This window comes from Ensifer sp. Root558, assembly GCF_001427045.1.
In the GTDB taxonomy this organism is placed as follows: Bacteria; Pseudomonadota; Alphaproteobacteria; order Rhizobiales; family Rhizobiaceae; genus Ensifer; species Ensifer adhaerens.
The window spans coordinates 453,503-476,973 of the sequence record NZ_LMGC01000023.1 but is presented as its reverse complement, the minus strand read 5'-3'; the positions used below and the strand labels follow the sequence as shown (position 1 = coordinate 476,973).

At 63.2% G+C, this 23,471-nt stretch carries 24 protein-coding genes; 9 read left to right on the top strand and 15 right to left on the bottom strand.

The window, feature by feature from the left end:
- Positions 1 to 8 precede the first annotated feature (8 nt).
- The 4 genes from cysN to ASD63_RS22140 all read right to left on the bottom strand — a co-directional run bounded on the left by cysN (position 9) and on the right by ASD63_RS22140 (position 5,414).
- Positions 9 to 1,514, bottom strand: a complete 1,506-nt coding sequence (gene cysN, locus ASD63_RS22155) for a sulfate adenylyltransferase subunit CysN (protein ID WP_034789186.1) — start codon at positions 1,512 to 1,514, stop codon at positions 9 to 11.
- Entirely contained in the window at positions 1,514 to 2,467 is a 954-nt protein-coding gene (cysD, locus tag ASD63_RS22150; protein ID WP_034789188.1) for a sulfate adenylyltransferase subunit CysD, read from the bottom strand. Before cysD ends, cysN begins: the two co-directional genes overlap by 1 nt.
- A 43-nt stretch (positions 2,468 to 2,510) precedes the next feature.
- Positions 2,511 to 3,269, bottom strand: a complete 759-nt coding sequence (locus tag ASD63_RS22145) for a phosphoadenylyl-sulfate reductase (RefSeq protein WP_034789190.1) — start codon at positions 3,267 to 3,269, stop codon at positions 2,511 to 2,513.
- 231 nt (positions 3,270 to 3,500) lie between these two features.
- A complete protein-coding gene (locus tag ASD63_RS22140; protein ID WP_034789192.1) occupies positions 3,501 to 5,414 on the bottom strand; it encodes a HAMP domain-containing methyl-accepting chemotaxis protein in 1,914 nt (637 codons plus the stop codon).
- A gap of 382 nt (positions 5,415 to 5,796) precedes the next feature.
- Here ASD63_RS22140 and ASD63_RS22135 point away from each other — a divergent pair, with 382 nt between their 5' ends.
- Both ASD63_RS22135 and ASD63_RS22130 read left to right on the top strand, forming a co-directional pair.
- Entirely contained in the window at positions 5,797 to 6,186 is a 390-nt protein-coding gene (locus ASD63_RS22135) for a DUF6152 family protein (protein ID WP_034789195.1), read from the top strand.
- Positions 6,183 to 6,662, top strand: a complete 480-nt coding sequence (locus ASD63_RS22130) for a DUF6644 family protein (RefSeq protein WP_060529829.1) — start codon at positions 6,183 to 6,185, stop codon at positions 6,660 to 6,662. Before ASD63_RS22135 ends, ASD63_RS22130 begins: the two co-directional genes overlap by 4 nt.
- Before the next feature lie 8 nt (positions 6,663 to 6,670).
- Here ASD63_RS22130 and ASD63_RS22125 read toward each other — a convergent pair whose 3' ends face one another.
- From ASD63_RS22125 to betI, 6 genes are all read right to left on the bottom strand, one after another.
- The gene (locus ASD63_RS22125) at positions 6,671 to 7,306 is read right to left on the bottom strand and encodes a flavodoxin family protein (RefSeq protein WP_034789198.1); all 636 of its coding nucleotides are present in this window, start codon (positions 7,304 to 7,306) and stop codon (positions 6,671 to 6,673) included.
- Positions 7,307 to 7,471: 165 nt separating this feature from the next.
- Positions 7,472 to 8,365, bottom strand: coding sequence for a sigma-70 family RNA polymerase sigma factor (locus ASD63_RS22120; protein ID WP_051659150.1), 894 nt, complete (start codon positions 8,363 to 8,365; stop codon positions 7,472 to 7,474).
- A gap of 219 nt (positions 8,366 to 8,584) precedes the next feature.
- A complete protein-coding gene (betA, locus tag ASD63_RS22115; RefSeq protein ID WP_060529828.1) occupies positions 8,585 to 10,234 on the bottom strand; it encodes a choline dehydrogenase in 1,650 nt (549 codons plus the stop codon).
- Positions 10,235 to 10,500: 266 nt separating this feature from the next.
- On the bottom strand, positions 10,501 to 11,964 hold the full coding sequence (gene betB / locus ASD63_RS22110; protein WP_060529827.1) for a betaine-aldehyde dehydrogenase: 1,464 nt from the start codon (positions 11,962 to 11,964) through the stop codon (positions 10,501 to 10,503).
- A 1-nt stretch (position 11,965) separates the two neighbouring features.
- Positions 11,966 to 13,501 carry a choline-sulfatase gene (gene betC / locus ASD63_RS22105; RefSeq protein WP_034789207.1) on the bottom strand — a complete coding sequence of 512 codons (1,536 nt, stop codon included), beginning with the start codon at positions 13,499 to 13,501 and terminating at the stop codon, positions 11,966 to 11,968.
- The gene (betI, locus tag ASD63_RS22100; protein WP_034789209.1) at positions 13,498 to 14,100 is read right to left on the bottom strand and encodes a transcriptional regulator BetI; all 603 of its coding nucleotides are present in this window, start codon (positions 14,098 to 14,100) and stop codon (positions 13,498 to 13,500) included. Before betI ends, betC begins: the two co-directional genes overlap by 4 nt.
- Before the next feature lie 146 nt (positions 14,101 to 14,246).
- Here betI and ASD63_RS22095 point away from each other — a divergent pair, with 146 nt between their 5' ends.
- Positions 14,247 to 14,795 carry an HdeD family acid-resistance protein gene (locus ASD63_RS22095; RefSeq protein ID WP_034789210.1) on the top strand — a complete coding sequence of 183 codons (549 nt, stop codon included), beginning with the start codon at positions 14,247 to 14,249 and terminating at the stop codon, positions 14,793 to 14,795.
- A 2-nt stretch (positions 14,796 to 14,797) separates the two neighbouring features.
- On the opposite strand, the gene ASD63_RS22090 is transcribed toward ASD63_RS22095, so the two are convergent.
- The gene (locus tag ASD63_RS22090) at positions 14,798 to 15,373 is read right to left on the bottom strand and encodes a TetR/AcrR family transcriptional regulator (RefSeq protein WP_034789212.1); all 576 of its coding nucleotides are present in this window, start codon (positions 15,371 to 15,373) and stop codon (positions 14,798 to 14,800) included.
- An 83-nt stretch (positions 15,374 to 15,456) separates the two neighbouring features.
- Between ASD63_RS22090 and ASD63_RS22085 the strand changes: the two genes are divergently transcribed.
- The 4 genes from ASD63_RS22085 (at position 15,457) to ASD63_RS22070 (ending at position 19,436) form a co-directional block, all read left to right on the top strand.
- Positions 15,457 to 15,858 carry a hypothetical protein gene (locus ASD63_RS22085; protein WP_034789430.1) on the top strand — a complete coding sequence of 134 codons (402 nt, stop codon included), beginning with the start codon at positions 15,457 to 15,459 and terminating at the stop codon, positions 15,856 to 15,858.
- Between the two features lie 34 nt (positions 15,859 to 15,892).
- Positions 15,893 to 16,327 (top strand): DUF3995 domain-containing protein, encoded by a 435-nt coding sequence (locus ASD63_RS22080; RefSeq protein WP_051659152.1) that lies wholly within the window; start codon positions 15,893 to 15,895, stop codon positions 16,325 to 16,327.
- 218 nt (positions 16,328 to 16,545) lie between these two features.
- Complete coding sequence (locus ASD63_RS22075) at positions 16,546 to 18,342, top strand: GGDEF domain-containing protein (RefSeq protein ID WP_034789215.1); 1,797 nt, start codon at positions 16,546 to 16,548, stop codon at positions 18,340 to 18,342.
- A 95-nt stretch (positions 18,343 to 18,437) separates the two neighbouring features.
- A complete protein-coding gene (locus ASD63_RS22070; protein ID WP_034789217.1) occupies positions 18,438 to 19,436 on the top strand; it encodes an NAD(P)H-quinone oxidoreductase in 999 nt (332 codons plus the stop codon).
- Positions 19,437 to 19,448: 12 nt separating this feature from the next.
- On the opposite strand, the gene ASD63_RS22065 is transcribed toward ASD63_RS22070, so the two are convergent.
- From ASD63_RS22065 to ASD63_RS22055, 3 genes are all read right to left on the bottom strand, one after another.
- A complete protein-coding gene (locus ASD63_RS22065; protein WP_034789220.1) occupies positions 19,449 to 19,745 on the bottom strand; it encodes a hypothetical protein in 297 nt (98 codons plus the stop codon).
- Between the two features lie 10 nt (positions 19,746 to 19,755).
- The gene (locus ASD63_RS22060) at positions 19,756 to 20,241 is read right to left on the bottom strand and encodes an NUDIX domain-containing protein (protein ID WP_034789222.1); all 486 of its coding nucleotides are present in this window, start codon (positions 20,239 to 20,241) and stop codon (positions 19,756 to 19,758) included.
- 89 nt (positions 20,242 to 20,330) lie between these two features.
- The gene (locus ASD63_RS22055) at positions 20,331 to 21,068 is read right to left on the bottom strand and encodes a DUF3750 domain-containing protein (protein WP_060529826.1); all 738 of its coding nucleotides are present in this window, start codon (positions 21,066 to 21,068) and stop codon (positions 20,331 to 20,333) included.
- Positions 21,069 to 21,139: 71 nt separating this feature from the next.
- Here ASD63_RS22055 and ASD63_RS22050 point away from each other — a divergent pair, with 71 nt between their 5' ends.
- Entirely contained in the window at positions 21,140 to 22,147 is a 1,008-nt protein-coding gene (locus ASD63_RS22050; protein ID WP_034789224.1) for an asparaginase, read from the top strand.
- A gap of 63 nt (positions 22,148 to 22,210) precedes the next feature.
- Here ASD63_RS22050 and ASD63_RS22045 read toward each other — a convergent pair whose 3' ends face one another.
- Positions 22,211 to 22,963, bottom strand: a complete 753-nt coding sequence (locus ASD63_RS22045; protein ID WP_034789225.1) for a DeoR/GlpR family DNA-binding transcription regulator — start codon at positions 22,961 to 22,963, stop codon at positions 22,211 to 22,213.
- A gap of 92 nt (positions 22,964 to 23,055) precedes the next feature.
- Here ASD63_RS22045 and ASD63_RS22040 point away from each other — a divergent pair, with 92 nt between their 5' ends.
- Positions 23,056 to 23,427 carry an NUDIX hydrolase gene (locus tag ASD63_RS22040; protein WP_034789226.1) on the top strand — a complete coding sequence of 124 codons (372 nt, stop codon included), beginning with the start codon at positions 23,056 to 23,058 and terminating at the stop codon, positions 23,425 to 23,427.
- Positions 23,428 to 23,471: the final 44 nt, after the last annotated feature.

Here is a 23,471-nt window from a genome sequence, read left to right as displayed (position 1 = left end):
GATGTCGCTCACCCGTCGATGTCGTCGATGATCTCCACGGCCCTGCCGGCGGAGACGCGGCGAACTTCGGCTTCCTCGCGGCGACCGGCGAAAAGTTCGGTCGCCATCAGCTGGTCGGCAAGGTCGGCCGGCAGCGAGAGGATGACGCGGGCGTCTTCCGTGTGGATGCCGCCGAGCGCCGAGCGCTTGGCGGTGATCATGCCGCCCGCCACCGTGTTGTTGGTGTCCGGATCGATCAGGATGAACGCGCCGGTGGTGCGGTTCTGCTCGTAAGTGTCGAAGATCGCCTGCTCGTCGAAGGCAAGATGCACCTTGCCGATGGCGTTCATCGGCAGCTGATCGGCCTGGTTCCACTTACCGGTCTGGAGGTCAAGCTGGCTTGCCGGCTGCACCTGGACGCGCTGGCGTCGGCTGCCACTCTTCAGCCAGTAGCGCTTGCCGGGCTGGATGCCTTCGGCCTGCAGCGCGACGAGCTGGGCGTCGAAGGAAAGACCGGTCAGCGGCTGGCTGTCGATCGCGACGATCATGTCGCCGCGCGAGACGTCCACTTGGCGGTCGAGCACGAGCGTGATCGCGTCGCCGGCGACCGCTGCGTTGCGCACGAGATCGAAGGTGACGATCTTGGTGACGTTGGCAACCATGCCCGAGGGCAGGATGACAACACTGTCGCCGGGCTTCACCGAGCCGCCGGCAACCGTGCCCTGATAGCCGCGGAAGCTTTCGCCGGGCCGCGAGACGCGCTGCACCGGCAGGCGGAAACCAACGGTCTGGGCCGAACGGGTGGTTGCCAGCTCCAGTACCTCGATCAGCGTCGGGCCGTCATACCAGGGCATCGAGGCGCGGCCGTCGTAGACGACGTTCTCGCCCTTTAGCGCCGAGACCGGGATGGCGATGACCTGGCGCACGCCAAGCGACAGCGCCAGCTCGCGGAACTCGTGGCTGATCTCTTCGAAACGGGCGCGGTCGTAGTCGGTGAGATCGATCTTGTTGACCGCCAGCACGAACTGCTTGATGCCCATCAGTGTCGCGATCGTCGCATGCCGGCGGGTCTGTTCGAGCAGTCCGACGCGGGCGTCGACGAGCAGCACGGCGAGGTCGGCGGTCGAGGCGCCGGTCGCCATGTTGCGGGTATATTGCTCATGACCGGGCGTGTCGGCGACGATGAACGAGCGCTTGTCGGTCGAGAAGTAGCGATAGGCGACATCAATGGTGATGCCCTGTTCGCGCTCGGCCTGCAGCCCGTCGAGCAGCAGCGCGAAATCGGGAAGGCCAAGATCGTTCTGCTTGCCTTTGGAATCGCGCTGAAGCGTCGCTGCCTGGTCTTCCTTGACCGCCTTGGTGTCCCAGAGCAAGCGGCCGATCAGTGTCGACTTGCCGTCGTCGACCGAGCCGCAGGTGATGAGCCGAAGGGGACGGCTGTCACGGGTGGCGCGCGCCGGCTCCTGCGCCGGGAAAGCGAGAACTTCGCCAGCTGCAACGTGCTCGACGGCATTCGCGGTTGCGGGTGCGGTCATCAGAAATATCCTTCGCGCTTCTTCTTTTCCATCGAGCCGGATTGGTCACGGTCGATGGCGCGGCCCTGGCGTTCGGAAACGGTCGCGGTTTCGAGTTCGGAGATGATGTCGTCGAGCGTCGTCGCGGTCGAACGGATGGCGCCGGTCAGCGGGAAGCAGCCGAGCGTGCGGAAGCGGATGACTTCTTCGCGCTTGGTCTCGCCAGGCAAAAGTTCGAGGCGCGGGTCTTCGGCGAGGATCATCATGCCGTCGCGTTCGACGATCGGGCGCTTTTCAGAAAAGTAGAGCGGCACGATCGGAATGTCTTCGGCCTGGATGTAGCGCCAGATATCGACCTCGGTCCAGTTGGACAGCGGGAAGGCGCGCACGCTCTCGCCCTTGCGGATCATGCCGTTGTAGACGTTCCAGAGTTCCGGACGCTGGTTGCGCGGGTCCCAGCGGTGGTCGGGCGTGCGGAAGGAGTAGATGCGCTCCTTGGCGCGGCTCGCCTCTTCGTCGCGACGCGCGCCGCCGAAGGCAGCATCGAACTGGCCGGCGTCGAGCGCCTGGCGCAGCGCCTCGGTCTTCATGATGTCCGTATAGAGCGCCGAACCGTGGGTGAACGGCGTGACGTTCTCGGCGGCACCGCGCGGATTGACGTGCTCGATCAGGTCAAGGTCGTAGCGCTCGACGATCTCGTTGCGGAACGCGATCATCTCGGCGAATTTCCAGCCGGTGTTGACGTGCAGCAGCGGGAAGGGAACGCGGCCGGGATAGAAGGCCTTGCGTGCCAGATGCAAGAGAACCGAGGAATCCTTGCCGATCGAATAAAGCATGACCGGGCGCTCGAACTCGGCGGCCACTTCGCGGAAGATGTGGATCGCTTCGTTTTCCAGCGCCTTCAGATGCGGATCGAGCGGCGGCTTGGCACTCTGCGGATTATGCAGTTCCGTTTCCGGATGGATGTGGGGCATTTCAGTCTCCGGGAGGATTTGTCTTCGGACGAGCGCGCCAGCCTCAGGCGGCGCTGCTCGAATTGGGGATGATGGAGCTTGCGGCGGCCTCGGGAACATGCAGACCACATTCGCGCTTCTCGTCGTTCTCCCACCACCAGCGGCCGGCGCGCTCGGGCTCGCCGGGCTTGATGGCGCGGGTGCAGGGCTCACAGCCGATCGACGGATAGCCGCGGGCGTGCAGCGGGTTGACCGGAACGGCGTGCGTGGCGACGTAGCTGTTGATGGTCTCGATGTCCCAGTCGGCCAGCGGATTGATCTTGATCAGGCCGCGTTCGGCATCTGCCTCGGCAAAGGGCGTGGAGGCACGGTTGCCCGACTGGCCGCGGCGCAGCCCGGTAACCCAGAAGCTTGCTCCTTCGAGTGCGCGCGCAAGCGGCTTCAGCTTGCGCACGTCGCAACAGGCATGTCGCGCTTCGACGCTTTCATAGAAACCGTTGAGACCGTAGCGCGCCGCATAGGCATCGATGTCGGCCTTTTCCGGATGGTAGCGCTTGATCAGGATGTCGTAGGCTTCTTCCGTCTTGTCGATCAGCGCCGCGGTCTCATCGAAGAGACGACCGGTCTGAAGCGTGACGACATCGACGGCAAGCTTGTTCTTGCCGATCGCGGCGGTAATCACCTGATCCTCGATGCCGAGCGAGGTCGTGAAGACTGCCCGCCCTTCAAGGCTTGCAACGAGCGCCAGCCGCCCGGCGAGATCCAGGCTTTCGAGCCTCTCGTTCAGTGCCTTGGCGGTGGTTTCGAGGGATGACGTGGTCATGGCTGCGTCCTGTTCCAACTTGGGCGGAATATCGCAGCCGAACAGGACAATGGACAGAAATAGCGGTTTCTAATGCTGTTTGTTTGGAGCAAATCTGCCTCTCAGATCGAAAAGCAGCGAAAAACCGAATATAGACTATTAATTTACTAGATTTAATACTGTATGTGGCAAAAGCTAGAGACGCGAACCCTGCGGCTCGCGTCTCCTTGTTTTGCGGCCGAAGCCTGATCGTCAGAACTCCGCCCAGCCGTCCTCCTGTGGTCGCGCGCCGCCGCGATAGGCGCCGGCGAGCTTGCGGGTCAACGCACGTGCGGGCGAGGGGGCTGCACTTTCCGTGGCACCACTTGCCACGAGGCGTGGTCCTGCCGAAGAGCCGTTGCCGGTCCTGAAGCGCATCAGGAGGTCGTTGAGCGCGCCGGCCTCGCGGGCAAGGCTGTGGCTGGCGGCGGTCGATTGCTCCACCATCGCCGCATTCTGCTGCGTGCCCTGGTCGATGGCATTCACCGCCGTATTGATCTGCTGGATGCCGGCTGCCTGTTCGCGGGCGCTTTCGACGATCGCCGTCACGTGGTTGCTGATCTCCTTGACCTCGACGATGATGCTTTCGAGTGCCGCGCCGGTCTCTCGCACCAGGGTGACGCCGGATTTGACCTGCTGGCCGGATGTGGCGATCAGCACCTTGATCTCCTTGGCAGCCTGAGCCGAGCGCTGGGCAAGCTCGCGCACTTCCTGGGCGACGACGGCAAAACCCTTGCCCGCCTCACCGGCGCGAGCCGCCTCGACGCCGGCGTTGAGCGCCAAGAGGTTCGTCTGGAAGGCGATGTCGTCGATCACGCCGATGATGCTGGAGATCTCCCGCGACGAGGCTTCGATGCCGCTCATGGCGGTGACGGCATTGCCGACGATTTCGCCGGATTTCTCCGCAGCACCTCGGGTGCGGGTGACGAGCGTGCCCGCCTCTTCCGCGCGCCGGCTGGCATCGGCGACGGTGGTGGCGATCTGGTCGAGCGCGGCTGCGGTTTCCTCGACCGAGGCGGCCTGTTGTTCCGTGCGCTTGGAGAGGTCGCCGGCGGCGGAGCGGATTTCGCTGGCGCCGGCATTGATGCTGCGGGCATTCTCCCCGACCGAGCGCAGTGCCTCTTCGAGGTTGGTGACCGAGCTGTTGAAGTTGGTTCGCAGCGCGTCGAGCCGTTCGGCAAGCGGCGTGTCGATGCGGAAGGTCAGATCACCTTCGGCAAGGCGATCGAGACCAAAGCCGAGCGCGCTGACTGCCGCCTGGACCTCGGCCGCCTCTTTCGCCTTCTGTGCCTCGCGCTGTTCACGCTCGCGTTCAGACAGCGAACGACCGGCTTCGGCCTCTTGCTCCAGCCGCTCGCGTTCCAGCGCATTGTCTCGGAAGACGGCGACAGCGCCGGCCATCTGGCCGATTTCGTCGCGGCGACCTTCGCCGAAGATCAGTGCCTTGAGATTGCCGGCGGCAAGCTGGCGCATGGCTTCGCGCAGGCTCGTCAGCGGGCGCAGCAGGCCGGCAATGACGAACCAGACGGTCGCGCCAAGCATGAGCAGGGCGAAGCCGGCAATCACACTTTGCCAGAGTGTCAGGTTGTCCTTCTCGGCATTCGCCGCTTCGAGTTCGCCGTTAGCCTCGGAAAGCTGCAGCTTGATCAAGTCGCTGATTGGCGCGGCGAGGGGATCGACTGATGAGTAGAGCTTGGTATCGACAAAGCGTTCGAGTTCGGCCTTGTCCTGACGCTGCATGATCTGCACGAGATCGCGGATCGACGCATCACTTGCGATGCGCGCCCTGTCGAAAATCTCGGTCAGCGTCTTTTCCTCCGGCGTGAGTCGTGTGGCTTCGTAGGTGCGCCAGCGCGTATCGATGGTCGCAAGCGCCGTGTCGATCGCTTTTGCGCCGGCCGCCCAGTCTAGGGCGCCGCTGCGGACCTTATGGCTCGTGTCGACGATTTCGACCGCATACATGTCGGACACCGTCTTCAAGTGGTCGACCGGCAGCAACCGGTCGGCGACAATCGATTCAGTGCGTTTGGAGATGGAAGTCAGCGCACTGAAGGCCGTAACGATCATGACCAGCATGGCGACGGCGAGCAGGGACAGACAGACGAGCAGGCGTGCTTTGATTGTCATGAATAACGCTCCGCGGTTGCCCGCAAGGCAAATCATCCTCGGCCGATGGCCGCGGGCATGGCCGCAAAGGCATCGGTAAGCGAGCTCGCCTTGGCAGGGGAGTGATGTCGATGATGGGATGGAGCACGCGATATTGCGCGGCGAAACTGCCGTCATGGCATGTTCGCCCAGCGTTCACTCCGTCTCATATAGACATAACAACCGGAGATTAAGAATGGCTAAATTTTAAGCTGTTGATTAAAGTTCGCGCAACCCAAGATTATCGCAACCATAGGCGGTGGCTGTCTGCGATGCTCAAGAAGTGTTGAAGACCGCGTCCTTTCGCAAACCGCTCTTCGGGTTCAAGCTGCCACCTCTCCGAAACAGGCGAAGGAGCAGGGACATGTTGAATGCCATTTCACGCCGTGGCGTTGTCGCAATCATCCTGACGGGGCTTCTGGTTACCGGCGCCTATGCCCATCACGGATGGTCCTGGGCCGAGGCCGACCAGATCGAGCTCAAGGGCACCATCCGCGAGATCTCGATGGCGCCGCCGCATCCGACCTTACAGGTGGAGTCGTCCACGGATGGCATGTGGCACGTCGAACTCGGCAATCCCCGCCAGACGGAGCGCTCAGGCTTTGTCGAGGGATCGGCCAAGGCCGGTGACGAGATCATCGTTCTCGGCAACCGTTCGCTCGACCCGAACGAAAAGCGCATGAAGGCGGTGCGCATCACGGTCGCCGGCAAGACCTATGACATCTATCCGGAACGCATCCGGGCCGGTGGATGAGCGGCGCGGAACTCGTCGAGTGGATCGCCGGCTGGCCGGTGGGCGCGGCGCTCAGACGCTCGGCGATCCTCTATCTCGTGGTCAACGCGGCTCATATTCTCGCGATCGGCCTGCTCATCGGCGCGATCGTACCGCTTGATCTGAGGCTGCTCGGGCTTGTCGGTGATGCGCCCGTCGCGGTGCTTGGACCCTTTCTGGCGCAAGCGGCTGCGATCGGCCTGGCGATGGCGATCGTCACCGGCTTTTGCCTCTTCAGCGTCAGGCCTTCGGCCTATCTCGCCAATCCGGCGTTTCTGACCAAGCTCGCGCTGCTGGCAATCGGAACGCTCAATGCACTGTCGGTCCGCGTGGGTACGGCCTGGTCGGTCGCGCGCGCAGGGGGAGCCGTTGCGTTGCGCCTGCGTGCGCAGGCGCTTGCCTCCTTGGTCACATGGCTGGGTGCTCTGCTCGCCGGCCGCTGGATCGGCTTTCTCTGACGCTGATCCTATCGCTCGCCTGCCGTTCTCCACGCGGGAAGGGCAGGCTCCTGTTCGACCGTTCTTCCTCGCACGAATTGCAGCGTTGTCTCGGCCACGCGTTGGCCGAGATGACTTGCCGTCTCAAGATCGGATGGTGGCGGCGCCAGATCGGCGCCCTGGTCGACATAGGACTGGGCGCCGGCGCCCAGCCAGAAGCCAAGCCGGTTGAGATCGTCAGGTGATCCTTTGGTCGAGTGGTTGGCCGGTGGTAGGTCGAGGTTGATCCAGTGCATGCCATGCTGGGCAGCAAAGAGAGCAAGTTGCATCAGCGTCGCGAGTTTATCGCCCGAGGCGGTTCCCGAGTTGGTGAAACCGGCAGCAAACTTGTTTTTCCAAAGGTAGCCCTTGGCCATCACGGCACTGGAACTCGCTTCCTGAAATGACTTGAACGCGGCTGACTGGCCTCCGACATAGGTCGGCGTGCCGAAAATGATCGCCTCGGCCGAGCGGAGATCGTTCCACCGTGCCGGTACATCCTCAACCGCTAGGAGCAGACCTTGTGCGCCGTCGACGCGCTCGATACCGGCTTTAACAGCCTTGGCCTGGCGTGCCGTGTGCCCGTATCCGCTGTGGTAGATGACGGCAATGCATATGTTGCTCATGGTTTGGTCTCCTATGGTTTGGTGTTGGGCCTGCCGAGCGAGTAGAGGCACGCGCCTTCGGCGCGTGGCAGGTTAAGTTTGTTTGGAGCAGGGGCGATCAGCAGAGCTGTCGGCTCTGGTGCCTGTGCGCGGGGGCGCGATCGTTAGGGCGCGGTCACCCGTCACTCAATGAACGGCCGGAGCATCGAGATATGTCAGCGCTTCTGGGAGGTGTTTTAGCTTGTCCGGATTGCGCGTGACATAGATGACGGTGATTCTATCCCGCTCGATCTCGATCGCGGTGGTCTGCAGGACCCCGTCTTCGATGGTGATAAAACCGGGCAGCCCATTGATGAATTCGTAACGCACGAGCCGCGACATCGCCCGGGCAAAGATCAGCCTCAGCGAGGCGTGCAGCATTATCACTTCGTCTATTCCGACGATCGGCCGTCTTGGCGCCACTGTCTTGCCGCCGCCGTCGGCATAGACGATCGCGCCGGTCGCAAGCAGCGAACGGAGCTTGTGCAAATCGCCGCCACGGGAAGCGGCAAAGAAGGCGGCGGCGATTTCCATGCCCTGTTCCCGTGGCATCGCAAATCGGCGGCGGGTCTCGCGGACATTGACACGGGCACGACTGGCCAGTTGACGGCAGGTTGCTGCCTTGCGGCCGAGCGTCTCGCCGATTTCATCGAAGCTGACACCGAAGACGTCGTGCAGCAGGAAGGCCGCTCGTTCCAGCGGCGACAGGCGTTCCAGTGCCATCATCAGAGGCAGGGTAATGTCGTCGAGTTCGTCGCACTGCTCGACGACCGGTTCCGGCAGCCATGGCCCGAGGTAGGTTTCGCGCCGCCGCCGTGCCGACTTCAACTGGTTGAGGCAAAGGCGTGTCACGATCCGGCCCAGAAATGCCGATGGTTCTTTGACGGCCGCACGGTCGGCGTTCAGCCAGCGCAGGAATGCTTCCTGTACGACATCTTCGGCTTCGCTGACGGAGCCCAGCATGCGATAGGCGATGCGGATCAGTCGCGGGCGTACCGCGCCGAAGGTCGTTCTGACGTCTTCGTCGATCATCCCGGCCATCACGCGCCCCGCTGCGATATGGCGCGGCCGGCCCCGAAATGGCTAGCGCGCACACGAGGCCATGATGGCATCACCGCTGCGGCGGTCCCATGCGGATCGGGCTTCGCTGTCATCTTCGTCTCCTTCATCTCAAGCACTCGAGAAGACAAGACAAGATAACACCGGCGAATGTGACATGCGGCCGTCGATCGCCGGCAAAAAAGTTCGCCTTGCCGCGAACTATCTGTCGCTGACCTGCCAGCGCGGATTGATCCACGGTTCCTGGTTCGATCTGGCGAGGGGCTGCTTGCCGAGAATGTGGTCGGCCGCCTTCTCGCCGGTCATGATCGACGGGCTGTTCAAGTTGCCGTAGGTCACGTGCGGGAAGATCGAGCTGTCGGCGACACGAAGCCCTTCGACACCGATGACGCGGGTCTCCGGATCGACCACCGCCATCGGGTCGTCCTTGGCACCCATCCGGCAGGTGCCGCAGGGGTGGTAGGCGCTTTCCAGATGCTCGCGCAGGAACGCGTCGATCTGTTCGTCCGACTGGACTTTCTCGCCCGGCTGGATCTCCGGACCGCGATAGTGGTCGAAGGCTTTCTGGCCGAAGATCTCGCGGGTGAGGCGCACGCAGTGGCGGAACTTCTCCCAGTCCTCCGGGTGGCTCATATAGTTGAAGCGGATGACGGGGTCGGCCATCGGATCGGAGGAGCGCAGCGTGACGTTGCCGCGCGACTTCGAGAGGTTGTAGCCGACATGCACCTGGAAGCCGTGGGTGTTGGCGGCCGCCTTGCCGTCGTAGCTGATCGCCACCGGCAGGAAGTGGTACTGGATATCTGGCTGCTTGACGCCGGGGGCCGAGCGCAGGAAGGCGCAGGCCTCGAACTGGTTAGAGATGCCGAGGCCCTTCTTGAAGAACAGCCACTGCGCGCCGGCAACGCCCTGCCAGAACCAGGGCAGCCAGGAATAGAGCGACACGGGCTTGGTCGAAATCTGCTGGAAATAGAACTCCATATGGTCCTGCAGGTTTGCGCCGACGCCTGGTCGGTCAACCTTCACCTCGATGCCCATGTCCTTCAGGTGCTCGGCCGGGCCGATGCCCGAGAGCATCAAGAGCTTCGGCGAATTGAACGAGGAGGCCGAGACGACGACCTCACGGTTGGCCTTGACGACCTCGATCTTGCCGCCGCGCTCGATCTCGACCCCGCTCGCTCGGCCGTTCTCGATGATGATCCGACGGGCGAAGCAACGCACGAGCGACACGTTCTGCCGCTTCATCGCCGGCTTCAGATAGGCGTTTGCCGCCGACCAGCGCCGGCCCTGCCAGACGGTCTGCTCCATCAGCCCGAAGCCTTCCTGCTTCGAGCCGTTATAGTCATCGGTGAGTTCGAAACCGGCCTGCTGGCCGGCCTCGATAAAGGCATGGAACAGCGGATTGTGGACCGGGCCGCGTTTAACGTGCAGCGGTCCGTCGGTTCCGCGCCAGCCGGCTTCGCCGCCGTGGCTGTTTTCCATGCGCTTGAAATAGGGCAGCACATCCGCATAGGCCCAGCCGCGCGCGCCGAGTTCTTCCCAACGGTTGAAGTCTTCCGCATGGCCGCGCACATAGACGAGGCCGTTGATCGAGGAGGAGCCGCCGATCACCTTGCCGCGTGGCGCGGTGATGCGGCGGTTGTTGAGGTTCGGCTCAGGCTCAGACAGATAGCCCCAGTTGTAGCGCTTCATGCTCATCGGCCAGGCAAGCGCTGCTGGCATCTGGATGAACGGCCCCGCATCCGTTCCGCCATATTCCAGTACCAGGACGGTATTCTTGCCGTCTTCTGAGAGGCGATAGGCGAGCGCCGAGCCGGCGGAGCCGGAGCCGATGATGATGTAATCTGCCTGCATAAGCGTGGTCTTTCTTTTAATCGTTGCCCCTCGGCATGCCTCTCATCCGCAGTGACGGGATGCGCCGCTCATACGCACGGTGAGGGATCCGCCCCTCATCCGGCTGCCGCCACCTTCTCCCCGCAGGCGGGGAGAAGGAAAACGCGGATATGTCTTGCTCCCTCTCTGACGTCCCTATGCGTTGCCGCGTGTGGTCTGGCGAGCAGGCCTCGTCCCCTCTCCCCGCGAGCGGGGAGAGGGCTAGGGGGAGGGCCAAATCAACAATCTCAATACGGCGCCTGCACCGGTCCCATGCCGACATAGACGGTCTTCAGCTCGCTATAATGGTTGAGCGCCGCGACCGAATTCTCGCGGCCGAAGCCGGATTGCTTGGAGCCGCCGAAGGGGATTTCCACCGGGCAGAGATTGTAGGTGTTGATCCACAGCGTACCGGCCTCCAGCTGGTCGACGACGCGGTGGGCGCGCGTAATGTCGGCGGTGAAGACGCCGGCCGAAAGGCCGAATTCGGTGGCATTGGCGCGGGCGATCACCTCGGCCTCGTCGTCGAAGTCGAGCACGCACATGACAGGCCCGAAGATCTCCTCGCGGGCGATCGTCATCCCGTCGGTGACGTCGGCAAAGACGGTCGGCTGGATATAGGTGCCTTCGGCATTGACCGCATTCGGAATGCCGCCACCGGTCACCAGTCGCGCACCTTCGGCCTTGCCCTTCTCGATATAGGAGAAGACCTTGTCGCGCTGCGGCGCCGAGACCATCGGCCCGAGCTGCGTTGCCTCGTCCATCGGGTCGCCGATGACGATCGCCTCGGTGCGGGCTTTGAGCCGCGTCAGGAACTGTTCCTTGATGCCCTTGTGCACGAAGACGCGGGTGCCGTTCGAGCAGACCTGGCCGGTCGAATAGAAGTTGCCGAGCATGGCGCCGCCGATGGCGCTTTCGAGGTCGGCGTCGTCGAAGACGATCAGCGGCGACTTGCCGCCAAGCTCCATGGTGACGTGCTTGAGTTCGGCCGCTGCTGCACCCGCCACCTTCTTGCCGGTCGGGACCGAGCCTGTCAGCGATACCTTGGCGACGTCGGGATGGTTGACGAGCAGGGGCCCGGTGGTGCGATCGCCCTGGATGACATTGTAGAGGCCCTTCGGCAGGCCGGCTTCGACGAGAATTTCGGCGATCTTCAGGGCGCCGAGCGGCGTGTTTTCCGAGGGCTTGAAGACCATGGCGTTGCCGGCGGCGAGCGCCGGCGCGCCCTTCCAGCAGGCGATCTGCTGCGGATAGTTCCAGGCGCCGATCCCGACGCATACGCCAAGCGGCACGCGCTTGGTATAGGCAAAGTCGCCGCCAAGCGGGATGTAGTCGCCATTGAGCGCCGTGGCGATGACACCGCCGAAGAACTCGAAACTGTCGGCGCCGGAGGTCGGATCGGCGACGATCGTCTCCTGGATCGGCTTGCCGGTGTCGAGCGTTTCGAGCTGGGAGAGCTCGCGGTTGCGCTCGCGCATGATCTCGGCGGCGCGCTTAAGGACCCGGCCACGCGCCGTCGGGCTCATAGCCGCCCATTCCGGCTGGGCGCGCTTGGCAGCGGCAATCGCCTTTTCGACGATCGCCGGCGTTGCCGCATGCAGCCGGGCGATCACTTCGCCGGTCGCCGGGTAGATGCTCTCGATGACAGTGCCTTCGATGTCCTCGACATATTCGCCGTCGATGAAGTGCGAGGCTTGCGGTTGGGCTTTCATGTCATTCTCCCCGCGGATAGCGTTTGGATTCCTCGAGATTGTCGAGGTTCATATGGTTGCGCATGTAGCGCTCGGATGCCTTCTGCAGCGGCTGGTGATCCCAAGGGTAATAGGCGCCGTTCCGGAGCGCCTCGTAGACCACCCAGCGCCGGGCCTGGCTTTCACGCACGGCCGCATCGAAGGCCGCCATGTCCCAATGGGCGGCGCACATGTCCTGGAACGCCTGCAGGGTTGCCGCCTGTACCGGCGTTTCGGGCTTGGCAGCGAGGTTTGTCAGTTCCAGCGGATCCGCTTCGAGATCGTAGAGCTGGTCGGGATCGAGCGCACAGTGGATGTATTTCCATTTGCCTTCGCGGATGGCGACCAGCGGCGCGTAGGAGGCTTCCGCCGCATATTCCATCAGCACCGGCTCTGAGCGCTCCTCGCCGTTGATCATGGGCACCAGGCTGATGCCATCGGTCCAGGGCTTGACCTCGTCCAGGGAGATGCCGGCGAGATCGGCGAGCGTCGGCGTCACGTCGAGATTGGAGGTCGGCGCCAGATGCAGGCCGGGCGTCACACCCGGTCCGGCGACCATCAGCGGCACGCGGGCCGACCCCTCGAAGAAGTTCATCTTGAACCACAGGCCGCGCTCGCCAAGCATATCGCCGTGATCCGAGCAGAAGAGGATCAGCGTGTCGTCGAGCATGCGGGTGCGCGTCAACGTATCCAGAAGTTCGCCGACCTTTTCGTCAAGATAGGAAATGTTGGCGAAATAGGCGCGGCGCGAGCGGCGGATGTTGTCTTCCGTCAGGTCAAAATTGACGTAGTCGCAGGAATGCATGATGCGCTTGGAATGCGGATCCTGCCGGTCGTCCGGCAGCATGCCGACCTCGGGCAACAGATGCTCGCAATCCTCGTAGAGGTCCCAGAACTTCTTTCGCGCCACGTAAGGGTCGTGCGGGTGGGTGAACGAGACCGTCAGGCACCAGGGGCGGCGCTCCGCGTCATCGTTTTCGCGCGACAGCTGGTAGAGCTTCTGGTTGGCAAGGAAGGCGACCTCGTCGTCATATTCCATCTGGTTGGTGATCTCGGCGACGCCGGCGCCGGTGACCGAGCCGAGATTGTGGTACCACCAGTCGATGCGCTCGCCGGGTTTGCGATAGTCCGGCGTCCAGCCGAAATCGGCCGGGTAGATGTCGGTCGTCAGCCGTTCCTCGAAGCCGTGCAGTTGGTCCGGGCCGACGAAATGCATCTTGCCCGACAGCGCCGTGTAGTAGCCGGCGCGGCGCAGGTGGTGTGCATAGGTCGGGATCGACGACTGGTACTCGGCGGCGTTGTCGTAGACGCGGGTGCGGCTCGGCAGTTGCCCGGCCATGAACGAGGCGCGGGCAGGGGCGCAGAGCGGCGACGAGGTGTAATTGTTGCGGAACCGGGCCGAGCGGGCGGCGAGTGCCTTCAGGTGCGGCGCATGCAGGAACGCGGCCGGTCCGTCGGGAAAGAACTTTCCGTTCAGCTGGTCGACCATGATGATCAGGATGTTCGGTCTTGCGGTCATGCGGCCGTTCCCTGGTATGTGAGCCGATCGATGTGCGAGGTGACATAGTCTTCGGTAAGTGCGATCGAAGCTTCGATGCTGATCGGCGCGGAGCGCAGACTCTGGCGGATATAGAGCCCGTCGATCATCGCAGCTGCGCCTTCGGCAATGCGTTCCGCGTCATCATCGGCACAAAGCGTCTTGAGGCTTGCCAGCAGATTGGATCGCAGGCGCCGGGCATAGACGACGAGCAGCCGCCGCACCTCTTCCGAGCGCTGCGCTTCCGAGTAAAAGGCAAGCCAGGCGGCGATCGTATCGGGGGCGAACTGGCTTGCCTGGAAGGAGACGCGGATGAGCGCGCTCAGCCTTTCGCGCGGGCCTGCCACGGTGCGGAGCGCCGTCACCGTGTCGTCGCGCAATTGCCTTAGAAGGCTGCGGATGGTCTCGATCAGCAATTGTTCCTTGCTGCCGAAATAGTGGTGGGCAAGGGCAGGGGAAACGCCGGCGTGGCGGGCGATCTCGGACATGGTGACGGCAAGCGTGCCCTGGTCGCCGATCACGCGCAGCGCTGCGTCGACCAGCGCCTTGCGGCGCACCGGTTCCATCCCGACCTTCGGCATCCGTCTCTCCCTTGACGATGATCAGTCTATTTTTGATTGACTCATCAATCAATAAAAATCGACTGTGTTTTCACTTTCCTTTTGTGCAGAAATCCGGCTCAATCCCCGCGTTAGCGATCTCGCGTTGCAAAGGACTGGAGGTTGAGATGACCCACGCATTCGATCGAGCCGACAAGTCAGCGGTTGCCGGTAAATGGGGGTGGTTCGTCGCCCTCGGCGTGCTGTTGATCATGTGCGGCGGCCTTGCCTTCGGCAATCTGCTGATGGCGACGGTCGCGTCCGTCTATTATGTCGGGATCATCATGCTGGTCGGCGGGCTGTTCAACCTCGCCCACGCCTTTCAGGTAAAGGGCTGGGACAGCGTGCTCTACTGGGGCCTGAGCGGCGCCTGCTATACGATCGCCGGCCTTTTTGCCTTCATCAATCCCGTGCTCGCCTCGTCCTTCCTCACCTTTATCATGGCGATCGCCTTGATCGTCGCGGGTTGCTTCCGCATCTGGGTTGGCCTGAAGCTCAGGCCGCTGCAGGGCTGGGGCTGGGTTGCACTCGGCGGTCTGGTCACGCTTGTGGCCGGCCTGATCATCGCTGCCGGCTGGCCGGTCAACAGCCTCTGGATCCTCGGCCTGTTTCTCGCCGTCGACCTCGTCATGCAGGGCTTGTCGCTGATCGCCTTCGGCGTTCTGGCCAAGGGCTGAGTTTAGCGCGAGGTTCTGCTGCCGAGCAGCGCCTCGAGCAGCCGGAGCAGATCGCCGCGAAGATCAGCAAGACCGTTTGCAGCGAGCGCCTCAAGTCCGATCAGCGCGCCGTAGAGCGCGCTGGCGCCGCTGCGACTCTCACTTGACGAAAATCCGCAATGACCGAGCAGGTCGGCAATGTAGCCAAGGCGGCGTTCGTCGACGGACTTAAGGGTCATGGCGGCCATGGTGTCGAAGCGCGCCCATTCGCGGACCGCGCCGTCCGTCAGCAAGCCGCCATAGGGAAGGCTGCGTTCGTCGGTCGCGGCATGCACCAACAACCGCAATCGCTCCTGCGCCGTTACTTCCACGGCTTCGATTTCCGCGATGATCGCGTCTGTCGCTTCGCGCGCCCAATGGGCTAGCATCTTTGCCTTCAGATCCGGCACATCCTTGAAATGCCAGTAGAAGGAGCCCTTGCTCACCTTCAGGTCGCGGGCGATCGCCTCGGCCCGGATCGCCTGCACGCCGCCGGTCGTCAGTGCGCGGAAGGCGGCCTTGATCCAATCATCGCTCGTGAGGGTACTTTTTGTCGTCATAGCCTTCCATACGTCACCGTATTGACTGATGCAACCAGGTCGCGTACATACGCTGCCGTATGGTGAAGATTGGAGGCGAAGGCATGAGCAAATGGCTTCTGGCAGCGGGCATCCTGTCCCTGGCGACAACGGGCATTCATCTCTTTGCCGGCGGGCCGGAGGTGCATGTGCCTTTGCTTGCAAGCAGCCCCTCGGCGCTGCTTAAAACCTATGTCTCGCTTCTCTGGCACGCGACGAGCGCCATCCTCCTGATCAACAGTATCACCCTGCTGTTTGCCGCCGTGAACGGGCGTTACCGTGCGCCGCTGGCCGCTGCGGTGATCGTGCAATATCTCGCCTATGCGGTGCTCTTCATCGGCTACGGGCTTGCCCATCTCGGTTCTCTCTCGACCACGCCGCAATGGGCGGCCTTTCTCCTCATGGCCGCGCTCGCGGCGATCGGCGTGCGGTCGGGCAAAGGGTCTCCGTCAACCGTGACCGCTTGAGGCGGTCCGCCCACAGGCAAGCAAGGAACCCATCATGTTGGCGGCAATCGCGATCCTGCTTTTCCTCGTTCTTTCCGGTATCGCCGGGCTGCATGCCTACTGGGCGTTCGGCGGACTTTGGCCCTGTGACGACGAAGAAACGCTTGTCCGCACGGTGGTCGGCACGAAGCACCGGTCGGCGATGCCGCCGGTCTGGCTGACGCTGGTCGTCGTCGTACTCCTCTTTGCGGCGGCGCTCCTGCCATTGTCCGTGACGCCCGTCTTTGCAGGGCTTTTGCCGCCGATCCTCGGCCATGGCGGCCTTGCCGGGCTTGCCGCCATCTTCGTCGCCCGTGGCCTCCTGGCCTTCACCACCGCGTTCCACCAACGCCACGGCACGGAGCCCTTCGTGACGCTCGACCGTCGCATCTACGGTCCGCTCTGCCTGGTCATCGGTGCCGGATACCTGACATTGCTCGTTCTCGTCTGAACCATCCTGGCGCGACGGTCAGGATGGGGCAGACGCCGACCGATCGCAGGACTTGCTCATGAAACTACTGATTTCATTAGAGTGTTTGCATCTGATTGGCGCAGTTGCGGCTGTCACATAGCTTTCATCAAAGCTTCATAATGGGGAAAGACTTCGTTGACGCTTGCTGGCCATGCTGCCGGCGTTCGACCGTCCGTCCCATATTTCTGGAGCCCGGCATGTCCGCCGCCCCCGCCGAAATTCTCTCGTTGCGCCGGTTCGGCGACGACCAGATCGTAACGCTCGCCAAGTTGGTGATCGAAACCGCCTTCCAGCCGATCGCAGAAGCGGCGACCGGCACCGTCTTCGGCTACGAATCCCTGATGCGCGGCTTTCAGAAACTCGGCTTTGCCTCGCCGCTGGAGCTGCTCGACAAGGCGGAAGAAGAAGGGCAGCTGCTGGCGCTCGAACACATGATCAACAGTCGCGCCGTCGCCGGCTTTGCGACGCTGCCCGATCATTCCGCACGCACGCTGTTCCTCAACTTCGACTCACGCCTCGTTGGCGGTGAAGGCGACATCGTCGAACGCCTCGTCAACCACTTGAAGCGCGCCAATATCGCCCCGTCGTCACTCTGTTTCGAGCTTTCCGAGCGCTTCGATGGCGGCAAGATGCCGGATTTCTCGGCCCTCGTGCGTGATCTCCGGCTTGCCGGTTTCAAGCTGGCGATTGACGATTTCGGCGCCGGCTTCAACGGGCTGAAGCTGCTCTGCGACCAGCCGGTCGACTATGTGAAGATCGACAGACACTTCGTCTCGGGCATCGAGGCCGATGCCCGCAAGCGCCATCTCGTCCGCCACACGGTCAACACCGCCCATGTGCTCGGCACGCGGGTGATTGCCGAAGGTGTGGAGACGGAGGCGGAGTTTCTGACCTGTCGCGACCTCGGCTGCGATCTGGTGCAGGGTTATTACGTCGCCCGGCCGACGACGCATCTGAGCGAACTTCTGCCTGCCTATCCGCATCTCGACCAGAGCGTCGCCAGCCGGCGGTCCTCGTCGACGCTGGACGGCATCCTGATCCGCAAGCAGATCGAGCAACTGCCGACCGTTCGCGAAAGTGACGAACTCGATTCCGTCTTCGATCTCTTCCGGCGCAATCCGCGCCAGGGATTCTTCCCGGTCCTGAACGCCAATGGCGAGCCGCGCGGCATCCTGCACGAGTATCACGTCAAGGAGCTGATCTATCACCCTTTCGGCCGCGATCTCCTGAAGAACCGGATCTACCAGCGGCGGATTTCGCACTTCGCCAGCCCGGCGCCGATTGCCGATCTCGACACGCCGGCGGATGAAATGCTGAAAATCTTCGCCGGCATGGACGGCAGCGATTGCCTGATCCTGACGGAGAACATGCGCTACGCCGGCACGCTCTCGGCCTCGTCGCTCTTGAAGATTATCAACGAAAAACAATTGAAGATGGCGCAGGAGCAGAATCCGCTGACGGGTCTGCCCGGCAACCGCGCCATCCGCGACTATGTCCAGGACGCGATCCTCGACGGCGATCATGCGCGTTACTTCTGCTATTGCGATTTCGACGACTTCAAGCCCTTCAACGATACCTACGGTTTCCAGAAGGGCGATCTCGCGATCACGCTCTTTGCCGCCCTGCTGCGCCGCCATTTCATCGGCGAGGAGAAATTCCTCGGCCATGTCGGCGGCGACGACTTCTTCGTCGGTGTCAGCGGCTGTTCGGTCGAGGAGCTGGAAGCGGTGCTGAACCGCCTGCTCGACGATTTTCGCTCCGACGTAGGCCAGCTCTATTCGCCAGAGCATCAGGCGGAGGGCCGCATCAGCGGCTACGGCCGTGACGGCTCGGCGAAGGATTTTCCGCTGATGCGCTGCTCGATCGCCGTCCTTGGGCTGCCCGAAGGCTTTGTTTTCTCCGACGCCCAGGCCGTCAGCGCCCGCATCGCCGAGATCAAGTCGCGCGCCAAGGCGAGCGATACCGGTCTTGTCATGGATGCACTCGGCGGCTGAGCTGCGCTTTCGACGGCCGGTCGTTCGACAATCAGCCTTTTCGCCTCGCGTTTCCGGCGCTACCTATGCGCCTTGAGAATTCGCGAGGTAGTGCCATGTCTCTTCCATTGGAAATGCAATTCGTTGACCTTCCAGCCCCGGGCGGGCCTGAAAACATGGTGCTCGCGAAGGGGCCGTTGCCAGAGCTCAAGCCGGGCGACATCCTCGTTCGGGTGGAGGCGGCGGGCATCAACCGTCCCGACGTTTTGCAGCGCAAGGGCGACTATCCGCCGCCGCCGGGCGCAAGCCCGATCCTCGGCCTGGAAGTGGCGGGCGAAGTCGTGGCGCTCGGCGAGGGGGCTCAAGGGTTCCGGATCGGCGACAAGGTCTGTGCGCTCGCCAATGGCGGCGGCTATGCGGAATATACGGCGGTGCCCGCGACCCAGGTGCTCGCCTGGCCTAGGGGCTATGACGCCGTGAAGGCGGCCGCCCTGCCGGAAACTTTCTTCACCGTCTGGGCCAATGTCTTCGATATGGCCGGGCTGAAAGCGGGCGAAACCATCCTCATCCACGGCGGCTCCAGCGGCATCGGCACGACGGCGATCCAGCTCGCCAAGGCCTTCGGCGCCGAGGTCTTCGTCACTGCCGGCAGCACCGAGAAATGCCGCGCCTGCGAAGCGCTCGGCGCCAAGCGGGCGATCAACTATCGCGACGAGGATTTCAAGACGGTCGTTCTCGAAGAGACCGGCGGGCGTGGCGTCGATGTCATTCTCGACATGGTCGGCGCCCGCTATTTCGACCGCAACATCGGTTCGCTCGCCAAGGACGGCCGTCTGTCGATCATCGCCTTCCTCGGCGGCGCCAAGGTTGAAGGGGCGAACATCGCGCCGATCCTGACCAAGCGGCTGCATGTCATGGGCTCGGCCTTACGTCCGCGCACGGCGGCGGAAAAGCAGGCGATCCGCGACGGTCTGGTTGAGAAGGTCTGGCCGCTGCTGGAAGCGGGCAAGGTCGCGCCGGTCATCCATTCCGTCCTGCCCTTCAGCGCGGTCGCCGACGGCCATCGCCAGATGGAGCAGGGCGACCATGTCGGCAAGATCATCATGTCCCTGTGATCGGAACGATCGTCAGGCCTGTGATCGGCGGCGAAGAGGAAAACGATCTTCGACCATCGTCGCCCTTGTAATCGCTGATGGATCGCTTACCTTCAAATCATCAGCAACGAACAGAAAGGAAGGTGGTCCAATGTCTAATGAGATTTCGGTCTTGGTGAAGGGCATGGAAGAGGTGAAGGTGTCGAGGCAGCCCTCGGCATAATCCCCGCCTTCCTTCGGGTCTGAAAGCCCGGGCCAGTCATACGGCCAAAACTCATGGAAGGGTCGCCTCGCGCGGCCCTTTTCCATTTTTAGCACTTGGCTCAGCATCAAGCCTCGCCTAACCGGCCGATCCGACCGGCGCCGTTTCCTGGATCAGCAGCCAAGGGTTCGGTTCGTTGTCGACGAACTCGTCCCGGATATGCTTCAGCACTTTCCTTTGCCCGGCAAAGGGCACCATGCGGAGCGCTTCGTCAAAGCTCACCCAGCGAAACGCGCTGTGTTCGGCATTGAGCCGGACCGTGGCGCCCTTGGCTGCAAAGCCGACGAAGACGGGCAGCAGGCTGATGGCATTGCGGTCGGCCTCGTAAAACTGCTCGCAGATGTCGGCGGAATAGAAGCGGTCGGGCCGCAGGCCCGTTTCCTCCTCGACTTCGCGCAGGCCCGCCTGCCAGGCCGTTTCATTCGCTTCGATCGCGCCGGCGACTTGGCACCAGGTTCCCGCAAGTGTTCCGGTGCGCTTGAGAAGGAGAACCTCGAAGGTGCTCCCAGCCGGGCGGAGAACGACAACCGAAACAGCAAAGCTCCTGATCGGTATTTCATGCATGCGGGCGCGTCCTCCTGATTCGACCGGCGCACCATGCAATGCAAATCACCGGCGCTCAACCTAAGCGATGGCCCGTCAAGCCTGGACCATCATATGCCGATGCGTCCGATCGCCGGAACCTTGATGCCGGGATTGGCGAAGTCGAAACCGGCGACAAGGCCGAAGAAATGCAGCTCGAGGCCGCTGCGAACACCCGCCGAGATACCGGCCAGGCCATAGAGCGTCGCGTGCAGGTCGCGCCCGTCGGCATCGATCTGGAACAGCTTTCCCTCCGGCAGATAGTCGCGGCCGACTGCGTCCGGCGGCAGCACGGCGCCGAGTTCCGGTACGGTTCGCAGCACGTGGGCGACGAAGGTGTTGGAGTTCGGGCCGGGCCAGATCCGGTAGCCGCCAGGCGAAGCGTAAGGGTAGCTGGCGATCGCCGTCTCGATCTTCGGGATCAGCCGCGTGGCGTCAGCGCCGGTCACCGAGACGACCAGCCGCGGCTCATTCGAGTACCAGCGTGCATCCGCCGGATAGCCGTTCTTGCGGATCGGTTTGCCCCAGCCGACCTTGTCGTAGCGATCGTAGGTGGCAGCGCCCTCATTCTTGGTCACGATCCAGGCGTGGCTCGCGACAGCACCCTTCATGCCGCCCGTGGTCGCCGAGAACACGTAGATCGCCGCGTCCGCGCTTTCCGTTGCCTTCGGCAGGATCCCGGCCGAGGACCAATCGGCGTCGCGCCAGCTTTGCGGCCGGTCCTGCATGTACCACCAGCCGGCCGAGGCCAACGCCGGCAGCAGGTAAATGACGAGAAAAGCAGCGGCCAGCCTGCGGGCGAATTTCATGAAAACTCCGTTCCTTGCCGGTAAAATCCTGCTAAATGCACGGAGCAATTTCGGATATTTGAGGGCAAGGCATGTCAAATCCCGTTCTCGTCGAAGTTACCCGCGGAAACCTCGTCGAAAGCCGCCACCGCGGCGTGGTCATTGCCGTCGACGGCGACGGCCGGACCGTCTTCTCTCTGGGCGAAACCGACAGCGCCGTCTTCCCGCGCTCGGCCTGCAAGGCGATGCAGGCGCTGCCGCTGATGGAAAGCGGCGCGGCCGACGCCTACGGCTTCGGCAACCGGGAACTGGCGCTTGCTTGTTCGTCCCATTCCGGTGAGCCGGAACATGTGGAACTGGCCGCCAAGATGCTGGCCGCCGCAGGCCGCGATGTCTCGGCGCTCGAATGCGGCGCCCATTGGTCGTCCGACCAGAAGACCTTGATCGGCCAGGCCCGCAGCCTGGAAGCGCCGACGGCGCTGCACAACAATTGCTCCGGCAAACATTCCGGCTTCATCTGTGCCTGCTGCCATTCGGGCACGGAGGTGAAGGGTTATGTCGGCTACGACCATCCGCTGCAGCGCGAAATCCGCGGCGCTATGGAAAGCCTGACGGGTGCGATCCTTGCCAAGGACAATTGCGGCGTCGACGGCTGCTCGATCCCGACCTATGCGGTGCCGCTGAAGGGGCTCGCACACGGTTTCGCGAAGATGGCGACCGGCGTCGGCCTTGAAGCCGAGCGCGCCCGCGTCTCGCGGCGGCTGATCGAGGCCTGCATGGCCGAGCCCTTTTTCGTTGCTGGCACCAAGCGCGCCTGCACGCGGCTGATGAAGACGGCGCCCGGCCGCATCTTTGCCAAGACCGGGGCGGAAGGTGTGTTCTGCGCCGCCATTCCGGAAAAAGGCATCGCGATCGCTTTGAAGTGCGAAGATGGTACGACCCGGGCTGCCGAAGCCATGGTCGCGGCAACGCTTGCCCGCTTCTTCAGGGACGAGCCCGAGCTGCACGCGGCGCTGATGGCGCAGGCCAACCATTCCATGCACAACTGGAACGGCATCCATGTCGGCGACGTCAGAGTGACCGACGCTTTCGCCGCCTGAACTGTGGCGGGCCATCTCGGCCCGCTCACTTTCCCGACGTTCCGCTGTCGGCGCAGTGCGCCATCAAGCGCCGATGATCGCAATGTCCGTGCCGTCATAAGGGGCGAGCATGTCGTCGCTGATCTCGTTGGGAACGATGAAGCCCGAGAGCTCAGGGATCGCGGCCACGTGGTGCGGCGAGACCGCATCGAATTTTTCCACCGTTGCGAGCACGTAGGTTTCCGCGGCCTGGCCGAGGATCGCCCGCTTGACGGCCGCCTCCTCGAAGTCGCCGGTTGAAACACCGTGGGCCGGGTGAATGGCGGTGACGCCGAGGAAGAACAGGTCGGCTCGGATGCCGGCAATCGCTGCAAGCGCTGCTGCTCCCGTCGCGACCATCGAATGCTTGTAGAGCCGCCCGCCGATCAGGATAACCTCCGCTTCGTGGCGCTCGAGTTCGGCGGCGATCGTCGGGCTGTGGGTGACGACGGTCAGCCGCATGTCGCGCGGCATCGCCCGGGCAATCTCTGCATTGCTGGTGCCGCCATCGAGAAAGATTGTCTGACCGGCTTCGATCATCGCAGCCGCCTTTTGTCCGAGCCGGCGTTTGACGTCGCCGGCGATCTCCTGACGCGCCGCAAAGTTGGGCAGCGGCGGCACCAGAGGCAGCGCGCCGCCGTGCACGCGCTTCAGCAGTCCCTCCGCCGCCATTTCGCGCAGGTCGCGCCGGATCGTGTCCTCGGACAGGTTCAACTCGTCAGCCATGCGCTTGGCAACGACCTCGCCGTCTCGCGCCAGTCGCGCCGAAATCAAAGCCCGCCTCTGTATCGTCAGCATGAAATGTCTCCTTGACTCTTCACGATATTGCACGAAATATCACGATTATTCCAGAATAATCTGGATCGTTCATAGCATCTCGGGAGAGAAAAATGCTGATCTTGATCGCAGGCCCCTATCGTTCGGGAACCGGGGACGACCCGGCGAAAATGGCCGCCAACCTGAAGCGGCTGGAAGAGCCGTCCTATGCGCTGTTCAAGGCAGGCCACGTGCCGATGATCGGCGAGTGGATGGCGCTGCCGGTCTGGCATGCGGCTGGCGGCGCACGGATCGGCGACGATCTCTATGAGGAGATTTTTCATCCTGTGGCGGGCCGGTTGCTGGCGCTTTGCGAGGCGGTTCTGCGCCTGCCGGGCGACAGCAAGGGGGCCGATAACGACGTGCGCATTGCCCGCGAGCGCGGCATTCCCGTCTATTATCGCCTGGAGGACGTACCCGGCTGCAGCGAGCCGCTGGTCGCGTGAACGCGCAGGCCCGGCAGTTGTAGCCTGCCGGGCCCCCCTAAACG

Coding starts and splice junctions, on each gene's coding strand:
- cysN (WP_034789186.1), bottom strand. CDS start 1,514: ATGACCGCACCCGCAACCGCGAATGCCGTCGAGCACGTTGCAGCTGGC.
- cysD (WP_034789188.1), bottom strand. CDS start 2,467: ATGCCCCACATCCATCCGGAAACGGAACTGCATAATCCGCAGAGTGCC.
- ASD63_RS22145 (WP_034789190.1), bottom strand. CDS start 3,269: ATGACCACGTCATCCCTCGAAACCACCGCCAAGGCACTGAACGAGAGG.
- ASD63_RS22140 (WP_034789192.1), bottom strand. CDS start 5,414: ATGACAATCAAAGCACGCCTGCTCGTCTGTCTGTCCCTGCTCGCCGTC.
- ASD63_RS22135 (WP_034789195.1), top strand. CDS start 5,797: ATGTTGAATGCCATTTCACGCCGTGGCGTTGTCGCAATCATCCTGACG.
- ASD63_RS22130 (WP_060529829.1), top strand. CDS start 6,183: ATGAGCGGCGCGGAACTCGTCGAGTGGATCGCCGGCTGGCCGGTGGGC.
- ASD63_RS22125 (WP_034789198.1), bottom strand. CDS start 7,306: ATGAGCAACATATGCATTGCCGTCATCTACCACAGCGGATACGGGCAC.
- ASD63_RS22120 (WP_051659150.1), bottom strand. CDS start 8,365: ATGGCCGGGATGATCGACGAAGACGTCAGAACGACCTTCGGCGCGGTA.
- betA (WP_060529828.1), bottom strand. CDS start 10,234: ATGCAGGCAGATTACATCATCATCGGCTCCGGCTCCGCCGGCTCGGCG.
- betB (WP_060529827.1), bottom strand. CDS start 11,964: ATGAAAGCCCAACCGCAAGCCTCGCACTTCATCGACGGCGAATATGTC.
- betC (WP_034789207.1), bottom strand. CDS start 13,501: ATGACCGCAAGACCGAACATCCTGATCATCATGGTCGACCAGCTGAAC.
- betI (WP_034789209.1), bottom strand. CDS start 14,100: ATGCCGAAGGTCGGGATGGAACCGGTGCGCCGCAAGGCGCTGGTCGAC.
- ASD63_RS22095 (WP_034789210.1), top strand. CDS start 14,247: ATGACCCACGCATTCGATCGAGCCGACAAGTCAGCGGTTGCCGGTAAA.
- ASD63_RS22090 (WP_034789212.1), bottom strand. CDS start 15,373: ATGACGACAAAAAGTACCCTCACGAGCGATGATTGGATCAAGGCCGCC.
- ASD63_RS22085 (WP_034789430.1), top strand. CDS start 15,457: ATGAGCAAATGGCTTCTGGCAGCGGGCATCCTGTCCCTGGCGACAACG.
- ASD63_RS22080 (WP_051659152.1), top strand. CDS start 15,893: ATGTTGGCGGCAATCGCGATCCTGCTTTTCCTCGTTCTTTCCGGTATC.
- ASD63_RS22075 (WP_034789215.1), top strand. CDS start 16,546: ATGTCCGCCGCCCCCGCCGAAATTCTCTCGTTGCGCCGGTTCGGCGAC.
- ASD63_RS22070 (WP_034789217.1), top strand. CDS start 18,438: ATGTCTCTTCCATTGGAAATGCAATTCGTTGACCTTCCAGCCCCGGGC.
- ASD63_RS22065 (WP_034789220.1), bottom strand. CDS start 19,745: ATGCTGAGCCAAGTGCTAAAAATGGAAAAGGGCCGCGCGAGGCGACCC.
- ASD63_RS22060 (WP_034789222.1), bottom strand. CDS start 20,241: ATGCATGAAATACCGATCAGGAGCTTTGCTGTTTCGGTTGTCGTTCTC.
- ASD63_RS22055 (WP_060529826.1), bottom strand. CDS start 21,068: ATGAAATTCGCCCGCAGGCTGGCCGCTGCTTTTCTCGTCATTTACCTG.
- ASD63_RS22050 (WP_034789224.1), top strand. CDS start 21,140: ATGTCAAATCCCGTTCTCGTCGAAGTTACCCGCGGAAACCTCGTCGAA.
- ASD63_RS22045 (WP_034789225.1), bottom strand. CDS start 22,963: ATGCTGACGATACAGAGGCGGGCTTTGATTTCGGCGCGACTGGCGCGA.
- ASD63_RS22040 (WP_034789226.1), top strand. CDS start 23,056: ATGCTGATCTTGATCGCAGGCCCCTATCGTTCGGGAACCGGGGACGAC.